The 12,672-nt window shown below is 76.6% G+C and carries 7 protein-coding genes, 4 pseudogenes and 2 riboswitches; of the genes and pseudogenes, 1 reads left to right on the top strand and 10 read right to left on the bottom strand.

The genetic code is table 11. The annotated features are described in order from the left end of the window. Positions 1-344: 344 nt before the first annotated feature. The 5 genes and pseudogenes from AC067J_RS35310 to AC067J_RS35290 all read right to left on the bottom strand — a co-directional run bounded on the left by AC067J_RS35310 (position 345) and on the right by AC067J_RS35290 (position 8,040). On the bottom strand, positions 345-1,184 hold the full coding sequence (locus AC067J_RS35310) for an ECF transporter S component (RefSeq protein ID WP_478306302.1): 840 nt from the start codon (positions 1,182-1,184) through the stop codon (positions 345-347). Next, complete coding sequence (locus AC067J_RS35305) at positions 1,181-2,911, bottom strand: ABC transporter ATP-binding protein (protein WP_478306300.1); 1,731 nt, start codon at positions 2,909-2,911, stop codon at positions 1,181-1,183. Before AC067J_RS35305 ends, AC067J_RS35310 begins: the two co-directional genes overlap by 4 nt. Then, positions 2,908-4,158 carry an energy-coupling factor transporter transmembrane component T gene (locus tag AC067J_RS35300; protein WP_478306308.1) on the bottom strand — a complete coding sequence of 417 codons (1,251 nt, stop codon included), beginning with the start codon at positions 4,156-4,158 and terminating at the stop codon, positions 2,908-2,910. Before AC067J_RS35300 ends, AC067J_RS35305 begins: the two co-directional genes overlap by 4 nt. 850 nt (positions 4,159-5,008) lie before the next feature. Beyond that, a pseudogene (locus AC067J_RS35295) lies at positions 5,009-5,575 on the bottom strand (hypothetical protein); the annotation flags it as partial. Continuing rightward, positions 5,572-8,040 carry a prenyltransferase/squalene oxidase repeat-containing protein gene (locus AC067J_RS35290; RefSeq protein ID WP_478306298.1) on the bottom strand — a complete coding sequence of 823 codons (2,469 nt, stop codon included), beginning with the start codon at positions 8,038-8,040 and terminating at the stop codon, positions 5,572-5,574. The gene AC067J_RS35290 and the pseudogene AC067J_RS35295, both read right to left, overlap by 4 nt. Before the next feature lie 111 nt (positions 8,041-8,151). Further along, positions 8,152-8,270: riboswitch (cobalamin riboswitch) on the bottom strand. 174 nt (positions 8,271-8,444) lie between these two features. Here AC067J_RS35290 and AC067J_RS35285 point away from each other — a divergent pair. Beyond that, positions 8,445-8,564 (top strand): annotated as a pseudogene (locus tag AC067J_RS35285) (citrate/2-methylcitrate synthase); the annotation flags it as partial. A gap of 125 nt (positions 8,565-8,689) precedes the next feature. On the opposite strand, the pseudogene AC067J_RS35280 reads toward AC067J_RS35285, so the two are convergent. The 5 genes and pseudogenes from AC067J_RS35280 to AC067J_RS35260 form a co-directional block, all read right to left on the bottom strand. Further along, positions 8,690-9,034: pseudogene (locus tag AC067J_RS35280) on the bottom strand (enoyl-CoA hydratase-related protein); the annotation flags it as partial. Next, entirely contained in the window at positions 9,031-9,918 is an 888-nt protein-coding gene (gene mmsB / locus AC067J_RS35275; protein WP_478306297.1) for a 3-hydroxyisobutyrate dehydrogenase, read from the bottom strand. The gene mmsB and the pseudogene AC067J_RS35280, both read right to left, overlap by 4 nt. Beyond that, on the bottom strand, positions 9,915-11,000 hold the full coding sequence (locus AC067J_RS35270; protein ID WP_478306295.1) for an enoyl-CoA hydratase/isomerase family protein: 1,086 nt from the start codon (positions 10,998-11,000) through the stop codon (positions 9,915-9,917). The genes mmsB and AC067J_RS35270 overlap by 4 nt, the downstream gene beginning before the upstream one ends. Then, positions 11,000-12,160: an acyl-CoA dehydrogenase family protein gene (locus AC067J_RS35265; RefSeq protein WP_478306293.1), complete on the bottom strand. Its 1,161-nt coding sequence runs from the start codon at positions 12,158-12,160 to the stop codon at positions 11,000-11,002. Before AC067J_RS35265 ends, AC067J_RS35270 begins: the two co-directional genes overlap by 1 nt. Continuing rightward, a pseudogene (locus AC067J_RS35260) lies at positions 12,157-12,363 on the bottom strand (hypothetical protein); the annotation flags it as partial. The pseudogene AC067J_RS35260 and the gene AC067J_RS35265, both read right to left, overlap by 4 nt. A 117-nt stretch (positions 12,364-12,480) precedes the next feature. Beyond that, positions 12,481-12,671, bottom strand: a riboswitch (cobalamin riboswitch). Position 12,672: the final 1 nt, after the last annotated feature.

The following is a 12,672-nucleotide window of genomic DNA, read 5'->3' as shown; positions in this document are numbered from 1 at the left end:
GGGAAAGGTGGTCGATCGCTGCAAGGGAGGGCTCCAGGTGTCACTGGGGGTCTCGGCGGCGCCGCTCGGCCACGCACGGTTCCGTGCCCGGCGCCCGGGGTACGCACCGGTCCTGCGTGCACAATCATGCTGCAGCCGCAGGAGGTCGGGCGAACCTCACGCGCCACGACTCACCCGTTTGACGGCGGCCGCCCGGAATTCCCCCGCCGACGGCCGAACGCGCCGCGCGCGGCCGGTCCCCTCCGCCCTGTGACCGGGCGCAGCGGGCGAACTGACGTGCGGTCGGTCGCACATGGCGACGGCTCCGGGGCGGGCTCCCGCTCCGGCCGGCCCCTCGGCCTCGGTCAGCCCTTCGGCTCCGGCCCGGCGGGGCTCGGCGCCGAGGCCGCCCGCTCGAACCGCACCGTGGGCTCGAAGTTGGCCCGCCGGGCGGCCCGGCGGAAGACCGCGAGCACCGCCGGGCCGACCACCAGGATCGCCACGAAGGTGGTCACCGCGCGGCCGGTGTCCCAGCCCAGCGAGGTCGCCAGGTCGAAGAGCAGGTAGCGGTGCCACTGCTCGGTGAACGGCAGCCCGGGCAGGTACGCGATCGAGCTGTCGGGATCCAGCGCGAACGGCCAGAACGACAGGTTCAGCAGGAAGCCGAACAGGTAGCCGCTGAACGACCCGTAGACCGCGAGCAGGGCGACCTCCCGGCGCCCGCGCACCCTCGGCAGCAGGCCCGCGAGCATCCCGACGAAGGCGCAGCCGAACATCTGGTACGGCATCCACGGCCCGACGCCGCCGGTCAGCAGGGCCGAGGCGAACAGCGACGTGCAGCCGAGCGTGAACCCGAAGCCCGGCCCGAACACCCGCCCGGCGAGCACCAGGAGGAAGAAGACGGTCTCGATGCCCGCCGTTCCCGCGCCGAGCGGGCGCAGCCCCGCGTTCACGGCGGACAGCACCCCCAGCATGGCGAGCGCCTTGGCGTCGATGCCGCCGGCCGCGATCTCGGCCACCACGACGGCGACCACCAGCACGAGCAGCGCGCCGAAGATCAGCGGCGGCGCGTAGGAGGAGCCGAACCGGCCCGGCGCGACGACGAACGGCCAGCAGAACGCGACCGCGCCCACGAAGGCGGCCAGCACCACGACGACGCGCGCCCGCGCCGGGATCCGGACGGCCACGGCCACCCCGGCGCTCACCGGTCCGCCCCTTCCCCGTCGAGCACCGCGGCCGCCTGGGCGACCGTCAGGTAGGGCAGCGGCGAGAGGATCTTGGCGGTCTGCGGGGCGAAGGTCGGCGAGGAGGTGACCACCTCGGCGGTCGGGCCGTCCGCCACGACCTCGCCCTCCGCCATCACGACGACCCGGTCGGCGGCGGAGGCGACGAACTCCACGTCGTGGGTGGAGACCACCACGGCCCGGCCCTCGGCGGCGAGCCGGTCGACGGTCCGGATCAGCGCCTCCTTGGCCGGGTAGTCCAGCCCCCGGGTCGGCTCGTCGAGCAGCACCACGGCGGGCGCGGCGGCGAGCTGGACGGCCAGGACGAGCGCGAGCTTCTGGCCCTCGGAGAGGTCGCGGGGGTGGATGTCGTCCGGGATGCCGGGCACCAGGCGGTCCAGGATCGTGCGCGCGGACGTGCCAGACGTGCCAGACGTGGCGGACGTTGTCGACGCGGCAGTCGAGCCGGACGTGACGGACGTGACGGAGGCGCCGAACGCGGCCCCCGCCCGTACGGGCTCCCGGGCCGACTCCCGGTCCGCCTGGGCGAGTTCCTCGGCCACCGAGTCCAGGTAGAGCAGGTCGGTCGGGGTCTGCGGGACGAGGCCGACCAGGCGGCGGGCCTCGGCCGGCGGGCGGCGCTTCGGGTCGCCGCCGCCCTGTGCCGTGGTCACCTCGACCCGGCCGCCCTGCCGGGGGCCGGAGCCCTGGAGGGCCCAGAGCAGCGAGGACTTGCCGGAGCCGTTGCGGCCCATCAGCGCCGTCACCTCCCCCGCGCGCAGCGTGAGCGAGACGTCCCGGACGGCGGCGACCGGCCCGTGGCGGACCACCACGCCGCGTGCGGCCAGCACCTCCTCCCCCGCCGACGGCACGGCCCGGGGCGGCGGCACGGGCTCCCCCGCGAGCCGTTCCCGCAGCGGCGCCGCGGCCCGGCGGGCGTCCCGGACCGACAGCGGGAGCGGGCTCCAGCCGGCCAGCCGGCCCAGGTTCACCACGGGCGGGGCGACGGCGGTGTGCGCGAACACCTCGGCGGGCGGGCCGTGCACCACGGTGCCGTCGCCGGGCAGGTAGGCGACCCGGTCGGCGTACTGGACGACGCGTTCCAGCCGGTGCTCGGCGAGCAGCACGGTGACGCCGAGGTCGTGCACCAGCCGGGTGATCGCGGCGAGGACCTCCTCGGCGGCGGTCGGGTCCAGCGCGGAGGTGGGCTCGTCCAGCACCAGGACGCGGGGGTGGGCGGTCAGCACGGAGCCGATGGCGACGCGCTGTTGCTGGCCGCCGGAGAGCTCGTACAGTGCGCGGTGGCGCAGGTCGGCCAGGCCCAGCAGGTCGAGGGTCTCCTCGACGCGCTTGCGCATCACCTCCGGAGGGATCGCCAACTGCTCCATGGCGTAGGCGAGTTCCTCCTCGACGGTGTCGGTGACGAAGCCGGAGAGCGGGTCCTGGCCCACCACGCCGACCACGTCCGCGAGTTCACGCGGCGGGTGGTCGGCGGTGTCGCGGCCGTCCACGGTGACCCGCCCGGTCAGGGTGCCGCCCGTGAAGTGCGGGACGAGTCCGTTCACCGCACCGAGCAGGGTCGACTTGCCGACCCCGGTCCGACCGACCACCAGGCACAACTCGCCCTCGGCGACTTCGAGTTCGATGTCGCGCAGGACGGGATCGGCGGCGTCCTCGTAGCGGACGCCGACATGGTCGAAACGGATCACTGCGCCACCTCGGGCTCGTTGCGGTCGTTCTGGTCCTCCGGGGCGGCCGCCGCCTCCGGGCCCGTCGTCCCCGGCGCCGGGGACAGAGCGGGGGACGCGGCGGGAGCCCGGGCGGACGGTGCGGACCGGGCGGACGCGGTGGACGGAGTGGACGGGGTGGACGCGGCGGACGGCCGCGCGGTGGCGGACGCCGACCGGGGCGGTGGCGGGGCGATCAGCGCGGCCGCCCCGGCGAGCAGGACCGCGAGCGCCGGGACGGCGGGCAGCGCGGGCCAGCTCAGCGGGTGCAGCGAGGGGTTGAGGTCGCCCGCGTCGTACCCGACGGTGCCGAACAGCACCGCGGCCGCCGCCAGGCCGCCCCCGGCCACCCCCCACTCGGCGGCCCGCCAGCGGTCCGGCCGGTAGCTGGTGCGGTGGACCCGCCGCCCGCCCAGCACCAGTCCGGCGCAGCACAGCGCCGAGCCGGCGATCAGCGCCGGGAAGCCCAGGAAGGCCGGGGCCGTGCCGTCCAGCAGGCCGTACACGCCGGTGCAGAGCCCGGCCATGCCGAGCAGCATCAGCGCCCCGGTGGCCCGGCGCGACCGCCGGGTGGCCGTGCCCGAGCGGCCGTAGCCGCGGGAGTCCATCGCCGCGGCCAGCCGCAGCGAGCGTTCCAGGGCGTCCTCCAGGACCGGGACGACGATGCCCCGGAGCGCGCGGACGCCCTTGCCGCCCCCGGGCCGCAGCCGGCGGGCCCGGGCCACCCGCTGCACGCTCTGCACCAGCTGCGGCGCGACGCTGAGCGAGACCGTGACGGCCACGCCGAGCTCGTAGAGCGCGCCGGGCAGGACGCGCAGCGCCCGCTTGGGGTTGGCGAGGCTGTTGGCGGCGCCGATGCAGCAGATCAGGCAGGCGAGCCGCAGTCCGTCGAAGGCCGCCGAGAGGGTGGCCTCCAGCGAGACCGCGCCGCCGATCTCGATCCCCGCGTACCAGGCGGGGGTGGGGATGTGCGGGAGCGTGAACAGGACGTGGTCGCTCGGCGTGATGCCGGTGGCGAAGACGCAGCGGAACGCGACCCGGATCGCCACCACGGTGAGCGCCAGCCACAGGTAGTACTTGAAGCCCCGGGCCCACGGCGCCTCGGTGCGGCGGGTGGTGACGACGTGGCCGAGCACCGCCAGCACCAGGAGCAGGAGCAGCGGGTTGGTGGTGCGGCTCGCCGCGGTGGCGAGCGCCAGGGCCCACACCCACCAGGCCAGCGGGTGCAGCGATCGCGGGAGCCGGCGCCCCGCCGGGCCGGGCCCGGCCGGGGTGCCCGCCGGGGACGCCCGGTCGTCTCGGCGGGGTGCCGGAACGGTGCTGGTCACCGGGTCACTCCAGCCGTCGTCGGCGCCGGCGGGCCGCCAGGAGGGAGGCGGTACCGAGGCCGAGGACGACCGCCACCGCGGTGAGCGCGGGCAGGAACGAGCCCGAGTCGTGGGGCGCGTCGGCCATCGGCTCGGCGTTCAGCACGTGCGTGGACGCGGTGGGCGACGGTGCGGCGGCGGTCGGCGCGGACGTCTCCGTCGGTGCGGCGGTCGGCGCCGCGGACGGCGCCTCTGCGGGTGCGGACCCGGTGGGAGCCGCCTCGGTGGGAGCCGCGTCGGCGGGCGGGGTGTCGGCGGGGGCCGGTCCGGTGCTCCGGGGCGGCGCGGCGGGGGTGCGGGCGGCGGCCGGGGGGCGGCCCGTGCCGGCCGGGGGTACCGGTGCGGTCGGGACGCGGCCGGTGCCGGCGGAGCCGCCGGTCCCTCCGGTGCCGCCCTGGCCGGAGCCTCCGGAGGCGGCGCCTCCCCCGCCGCCGGAGGTGCCGGAGCCCGTGCCGCCGGAGCCCGTGCTCCCGCCTCCGGCGGAACCGCCCGAGGTGCCGGAGGCGCCGGAGCCGCTCGAACCGCCCGCCGTGCCCTGGCCGGTGCCGCCGCCGGTCGTGCCGGCGCCGCCCGTCGAACCGCCTGCGGTGCCCGAGGTGCCCGAGCCGCCCGAACCACCGGCGGCACCGGATCCGCCGGTGCCGCCCGCGGTGCCGGTGCCGCCCGTCGTCCCCTCACCCGGCCCCGTCGTGGCGGGGCCGCCGCCGGGGGTGGTGTTCAGGGCTCGCAGGGTGTCCGGCGCGACCGTGGGACGCCCCTCGGTGCCCTCGATGTTGGTGCCGCCGAAGATCCACAGGTCGACGCTGCCCGGCTTGGGGTGGTAGCTCATCGCGCCGAGCTGGCTGTACGTCCAGTCGTTCTGGCCCGGGTCGGCGTGCCAGTAGGACCAGTACGCGCTGGCCGGGGGCGTCAGGACGCACTTCTCCTGCTCGGGCGGCGGGAACTGCTTGCCGCCCTGGAAGCCGCTGTAGCCGATCCGGCAGATGAACGCCGGGCCGTCGTGGCCGGTGCCGGCGGTCCGCCAGCCGCCCTGGTTCAGCAGGGTGTACCCGGTCGTCGGGGTCGTGCCGCAGGAGCGCAGCAGCGGCCCGCCCCAGCGGCTGAAGTCCACCGCGAGGACCACCCCGGACGTCGTCGTGCACTGCTCGATCGGCAGTGGCGCGGCCGCGGCCGGGGTCCCCGCGCCGATCGCGGGGACCACCGTGGCCAGTGCGGCGAGGCCCGACACCAGGGCCGCCCGGAGCGTCCTCGGCGCGCGACGCGCGCGGCGGGGGCTCACCGGTGCCTGCCCGGGGCCGTCCGGGCGCGGCCCGCGGCGACGGCCGCGCCGCCGGCCAGCAGCAGTGCCAGCGCGAGCGGGGCCAGGCCGGCCGCGTCGGTGCCGGTGGAGGCCAGGCCGCCCGAGCCGGTCGGCTGCCGGTCGCCGGCCACCGGGCCCGCGCCGCCGCCCACGGCCCCGCCGCCGACGTCGCCCACCGGGCCGGCGCCACCGCCGACCGGCGGACCGGTGACACCGGCGCCACCGGCGACCGGGGGCGGGGTGGTGGTCGTGCCGGGGACGGTGGCGGACGGCGTACCGGTGGTGGTCGGGGTGCCGGTCGGAGTGCCGGTGGGCGTGGGCGTACCCGTCGGAGTGGCCGTCGGAGTGGGCGTACCCGTGCCGGTCGGGGTCGGAGTGCCCGTCGGGGTGGGCGTCCCGGTCGGCGTCCCGGTCGGAGTGGGCGCACCCGTGCCGGTCGGGGTCGGGGTCGGGGTGCCCGTCGGCGTGGGCGTCACCGTCGGGGTGGGAGTGCCCGTCGGCGTGGGCGTCGGCGTGTCGCCGCCCACCGGCCGGCTGAGCGTCCCGAAGGAGGTGCCCACCGAGCCGCCGAGCGCCTGGGTGGAGGCCCGGACGTCGGAGCCCGGCTGACCGCCGGCCGCGACGTCGAAGCCGCCGTCGGCGTTCTGCTGCCCCGTCAGGAACTCCCGGGCGCGGGAGATCGCGGTGCCGTACCGGCCGGCCCGCAGGGTGAGCGCCTGGACGGCGAGGGCCGCCGAGTTGGTCGAGTTACCGGCCGCCCCGGGGTAGCCGCCGTCGGCGAGCTGCCGGCCCGCGATCCACGCCACCGCGCGGTCGACCGCCTGGCGGGCGTCCGCGTCGCCGGGGAGCAGGTCGAGCGCCATCGCGGCGATCGCGGTGCTGTCCACGTCGGAGTCGCCGGTGGCGGGGATGAGGCTCGGCCAGGAGCCGTCCGCGTGCTGGAGGCTCTTCAGGTACGCGACCGGGCCCGCCGAGCGGAGGGCGTCGTCGGCCCGCAACTGGGCCATGATGCCGAGCGCCTGGGAGAACACCGAGGTGGCGTAGGTGTAGTTGCCCGCCGCGGCGCAGGAGGTGTCCGGGGCCGTGCTGGGCGCGGTGCAGACGGCGGAGGCGAGCGCCTCGATCAGGTCGCGGCCGCCGAAGGAGCGCGGGCTGCGTCCGACGACCTCGGCCAGCAGGGCCTCCTTGCCGAGCGACCCGCCGCTCGCGAACTCGGTGCCGATGCCGGTCCAGTCGTCGACGGTGCGGCCGCTGCCGTCCTGGCCGCTCCGGTCGAGGAAGTCGGCCATCCGGCGCAGCGCGGCGTCGTCCGTGCCGGTGGCGGCGAGGGCGAAGGCGCCGTCGATGGTCAGGCCGAAGTCGGCGAAGCCGGACTCCGGGAAGGCCTCGTAGTAGTGGCCGCCGAGGAGGCGGGCCGGGTCGGTCAGGTAGGCGGAGCCCTTCACCAGGTCGGGTGTGCGGCCGCCGGGCTGCGGGGTGGTGACGTCGTGGCGGAGTTCGGCGAGGTCGGTGCCGGTGAGGGCGAGGACGGCCTGTTCGGTGGCGAGGTGGTCGGACTCGGTGGCCGCCGGGTCGGTGGTGAAGCCGCCGTCGGGCAGCTGCCGGGCGGCGAGCCAGCCGGTGGCGGCGGCGCGGGCGTCGGTGCGCCCGGCGGAGCGCAGTGCCTGGGCGGCCAGGGCGGTGGTGTAGCTGTCGCCGGCGGTGGCCCAGGAGTAGGGCAGCAGGCTGCCGTCCTGCTGCTGGTCGGCGGCGGTCCAGGCGTCGGCGCGCCGGACCGCGTCGGCGGCCGTGCCCATGCGGCGCAGGACGAGGGCGGCGAGGGCGGTGGTGGCGGGGACCGTCGCGGTGGTGGAGGGGGACGGCGTCGCGGCGGCGCCGCCCTTGGCCCGGACGGAGTCGGGGGTGAAGGCGGGTGCGCCGCTGGTGCCGCCGATGTGGGTGCCGCCGTACACCCAGGCCTCGACCTCGCCGGGGCCGGGCTTCTGGAGCAGGGCGCCCAGGGTGGCGTAGGACCAGGTGTCCTGCCCGGCCGGGGCGATCCAGTACGACCAGTAGCCGCTGGCCTGGGGGGTGTTGACGCACGGCTCGGTGTCGGCCGTCGGGTACTGGGTGCCGCCGGCGAAGGCCGCGTTGCCGAGCCGGCAGATGAAGCCGGGCCCGTCGTGGACGGTGCCGGTGGTGCCGAAGCCGGCGGTGTGGAGCAGGTTCATCCCGGTGGTGGGGTGGGCGTCGCAGCCGCGGACCACGCCGCCGCCCCAGGGTGCGAAGTCGACGGCGACGACGGCGCCGGAGGTCGCGGTGCACTCGTCGAGCCGGTCGGCCCGGGCCGCGCCGGGCAGGGCGCCGAGGACCAGTCCACTGGTGGTGAGGGCGAGCGCGGTGACGGCCGCCGCCGAAGCGGCTCCCCGCGCCCGGCCGTCCGGGCGGTTTCTGCGGACCTTCACGGATTGACTCCCCTGTGCTCCGGTGGTCACCGGCGGGGACGTGCGCGCAGCAGGGCGGGGCCCCGAGGGAGACGGGGCCTGCTTCCGTACCGCGCCGCAGTCCACGACGGCGCTCGTGCGTGCTCCTCGGCGCAGGTACTCCGGCTCGCCCACCAAGGTGGGCCCACGGTTGCGGGACAGCGCCGGAGTTCGACCGGCTTCCCCTGTCCGCCGAGGAGGAAAAACGCTTCATCAGACCACGCCTCCGGCGGCAGGGTCAACGCTGCGTCATATCGTCTCCGTCACGCCCTCGGTGGTCGGCGCGTGCGGTAACGCCGCAGCTCGGCCGCGTGGGGGAACCCGGTGGGAGCCCCGGGGCCGACGCGCGGCGTGGGGGGCGGTGACCGTCCCGAGCCCGGATGCCCTTCGTGATGAGCCGGATCACCGGGTGGACCGCCCACATCGTCGAGCAGCTCGGGCACACCGCCCTGATCCGGCCGCCGGGCGCGTACACCGGCCCGGCCCAGCGGCCGCTGCCGAGCGCCTGCCGACCTGCCGGCCCGCCGGCCGGCGCCGCTGACGGGCGCGGGCACGGCGACGGGCCCGCCGGCGGGTGGCCGGCGGGCCCGTGGCCCGGTGGAGCCGTGCGCTCGGCGGGGCAGCGTCCTCAGCGGTCCCAGGCGGCGAACCAGTCGCCGAGGTAGGCGTCGACGAAGTCGAGCGACTGCATCTCCTTGATGTCGGCGCCGGCCGCGAACGCCTTCTCCGAGCCGGTGAGCACCAGGCAGCCGATCTCCGGGTCCCGGTCGAACTCCTGGGCCGCCGCGACGACTTCGGTCATCAGCTCGGTGTTGAGGGCGTTCAGCGCCTTCGGGCGGTCGAGCGTGATCACGCCCACCCGTCCCTGGCGTTCCACCCGGATGGTCCGGTGGCGGCCGTCCGTGCCGGCGGTCGGGGCACCGGCCGTCCCGGTGGCCGGGACGCCCGTCGTGCGCGTGGTCGTGCCGTCGGTCATGCGGTCTCCTCCCGGAGCGTCGTGTAGATGGCGGAGAAGTCCAGGCCGCCGCCCCCGGCCTGGGCGAACGCGGCGAACAACTCCGCCGCCCGGCGCCCGAGTTCCACCGGGACGTCGGTGGCGGACGCCGCGTCGGCGGCCAGCCCGAGGTCCTTGGCCATCAGGGCCGCTGCGAACCCGGCCCGGTAGTCGCGGTTGGCCGGGCTGGCCGGAACCGGCCCGGGGACCGGGCAGTTGGTGGTGAGCGCCCAGCACTGCCCGGAGGCGGTGGAGGCCACGTCGTAGAGGGCCTGGTGGCTGAGCCCCAGGCTCTCCCCGAGGGCGAACGCCTCGCTCACCGCGACCATCGAGACGCCGAGGATCATGTTGTTGCAGATCTTCGCCGCCTGTCCGGTGCCGGAGGGGCCGCAGTGGACGATCCTGCGCCCCACTCCCGCCAGCAGCGGTTCGGCCGCCGCGAAGTCCGCCTCCTCGCCGCCGACCATCAGGGTCAGGCCGGCCGCCTCGGCGCCCGCCACGCCGCCGGAGACCGGGGCGTCGACGGCGCGGTGCCCGGCGGTGCGCGCCAGGTCGCCGGCGATCCGCGCGTCCCCGACCGCGATCGTGGAACAGTCCGCGAACAGCGTCCCGGGCTTCGCCACGGCGGTCAGCTCCCGGTAGGCGTCGAGGACGTGCCGCCCGGTCGGCAGCATCGTGAGGACGGCGTCGGCCTCCGCGACGGCCTCGGCGGCCGACCCGGTGACGGTGACTCCGCGCCCGGCGGCCCGGTCGCGGGCCTCCGCCGCGAGGTCGTAGCCGAGGACGCGGTGCCCGGCCCCGACGAGGTTCGCGGCCATCGGGCCGCCCATGTTGCCCAGTCCGACGAATCCGACGGTGCGGGTCACCAGCGCTCCAGGGGTGCGGGGACGGAGAGGCCGAGCTCGCGCTCGCCCAGGGACAGGAAGTGCCGCTCGACCTCCGGGTCGGGGACGCCGGCCAGGGTGGCCGGCTCCCAACGCGGCTGCCGGTCCTTGTCGATGACCTGCGCGCGGATCCCCTCCGGCAGGTCGGCCGTGCCCTCCAGCGCCGCGCAGGAGGTGCGGTACTCCTGGTCGAGCACCGCCTCCAGCGGGCCCAGCCCGCGGGCCCGGCGCAGCGCCGCGAGGGCGACCTTGACGGCGGTCGGCGAGTTGGCGGTGATCCGGGCGGCCGCCTCCTCGGCCGCGGGATCGCCCGCCGCCGACAGCCGTTCGACGATCTCCTCGACGGTGTCGGCGCCGTAGCAGTCGTCGATCCAGCCGCGCTGTCCGGCGAGCGGCGCCGGCGGCGGGTCGGCGACGTGCCGGGCGAGCGCGTCGTGGACGCTCAGTTCGGCGAGGTCGTCGAGGAGCGCGGGGAGCCGGACGGCGGGGACGAAGTGGTCGGCCAGGCCGCACAGCAGGGTGTCGCCCGCGCCCACGGAGCCGGCGGTGAGGGCGAGGTGGGTGCCGAGTTCGCCGGGGGCGAGGGAGAGCAGGTAGGTGCCGCCGACGTCGGGGACGAAGCCGATGCCGGTCTCCGGCATGGCGATCCGGGTGCGTTCGGTGACGATCCGGACACTGCCGTGGGCGGAGATCCCGACGCCGCCGCCCATGACGATGCCGTCCATGACGGCCACGTAGGGCTTGGGGTGGCGGGCGATCCGGGCGTTGAGCCGGTATTCGTCGCGCCAGAACTCCTCGGTGGCGCGCCGGTCGCCGCCGGTGGCCGCCCGGTGGATGGCGACGATGTCCCCGCCGGCGCAGAGTCCGCGCTCGCCGGCGCCGGTGAGGACGACGGTGGCGACGGAGTCGTCGTGCTCCCAGGCGTCCAGCGCGGCGGCGATCCGCCGGACCATGCCGTGGGTGAGGGCGTTCAGGGCCTTGGGGCGGTTGAGGACGATCAGGCCGGCCCGGCCGTCCCGGTCGACGATGACCTCGTCGGTGTCCGCTGCGTCCGGGGTGGCCATCAGGCGGCTCCGGTCAGGCCGCGGGCGACGATGACGCGCATGATCTCGTTGGTCCCTTCGAGGATCTGGTGCACCCGCAGGTCGCGGACGATCTTCTCGATGCCGTACTCGGCGAGGTAGCCGTAGCCGCCGTGCAGTTGGAGCGCCTGGTCGGCTACCTCGAACCCGGTGTCGGTGGCGTGGCGTTTGGCCATGGCGCAGAGCTGCGGCGCGCGCCGGTCGGCGCGGTCCAGCGCGGCGGCGGCCCGCCACACCAGGGCGCGGGCGGCCTCCAGTTCGGTCGCCATGTCGGCGAGCCGGAACTGGAGCGCCTGGGCGTGCAGCAGCCGGGCGCCGAAGGCCTCGCGCTCGGCGAGGTACCGGGTGGCGCGTTCCAGTGCGGTCCGGGCCCCGCCCAGCGAGCAGGCGGCGATGCCGAGCCGGCCGCCGTTCAGGCCGGCCATGGCGATCCCGAACCCCTCGCCCTCGGCGCCGAGGAGGCGGTCGGCGGGCAGCCGGACCCCGTCCAGCACCACCTGCCGGGTCGGCTGGGCGTTCCAGCCCATCTTCTGCTCGTTCGGGCCGAAGGACAGCCCCGGGTCGTCGCGGTCCACGACGAACGCGGAGACCCCCTTCGGGCCGGGGCCGCCGGTCCGGGCCATCACCAGGTAGAGCCGGGCGGCGCCCGCGCCGGAGACGAACTGCTTGACGCCGTCCAGCACCCAGTCGTCGCCGTCGCGCACCGCGCGGGTGGCGAGCGCGGCGGCGTCCGACCCGGCGCCCGGCTCGGTCAGGCAGTAGCTGCCCAGGTGCTCGGCCGTGCAGAGCGCCGGCAGCCAGCGGCGGCGCTGCGCGGCGGTGCCGTAGCGGTCGACCATCCAGCCCACCATGTTGTGGATGGACAGGTAGGCGGCGATCGACGGGCAGCCGGTGGCGAGCGCCTCGAAGGCCACCACCCCGTCCTGCCGGGTGAGTTCGGAGCCGCCGACGTCCTCGCGCACGTACACGCCGGCCAGGCCGAGGTCCGCGGCCTTGCGCAGCACGTCCACCGGGAAGTGCTTGGCCCGGTCCCACTCCACCGCGTGCGGCGCCAGGTACTCGTCGGCGAACGCCCGGGTGGTCTCCGCGACGGCCCGCTGGTCCTCGCTCAGGTCGTGGTCGTGGTCGTGCACGGCGCTCATCCCATCGTCGGCATGGTGAAGCTCGCGCCCTCCTTGACCCCCGAGGGCCAGCGCGAGGTGACGGTGCGGGTGCGGGTGTAGAAGCGGATCGAGTCCGGCCCGTGCTGGTTGAGGTCGCCTCTCGTCTGGGGTGGGGAGAGGAGGAATGGAGGGCATCGCCCGCGGCCGCCCGCCGCGCGGTGGCACGGCGGGACCGGCGCCGGCGACGGCGACATGGCGGACCGTCAGAGCGGGTGGGCTCCGGCGGGCGGCACAGGACGGCCGGGGGCGGTGGAACGGGAGCAGCCCGGAGTCATGCGTGTCGTCTCCATCCTCGTGGAAAACACGGACCATCCGCGGCCGGTATCCTGACTCCCGGATCGACGCCCGCCCGCGGGCCTTCCCGGCTGGCTGCCAGTGGCCGTGTCCTGCGTGGACGGACTCCCCGGTCACAGTGGCGGGACCGTGCCGGACTCACACCGGCTTCCCTGACACCGCGGACCTGTACACGACCATATAGTTGGACGTCCTAG

The organism is Kitasatospora sp. NPDC042419, assembly GCF_056437345.1.
Note: the sequence above shows the minus strand (reverse complement) of the source record. Positions and strands in the feature narration are given on the sequence as shown.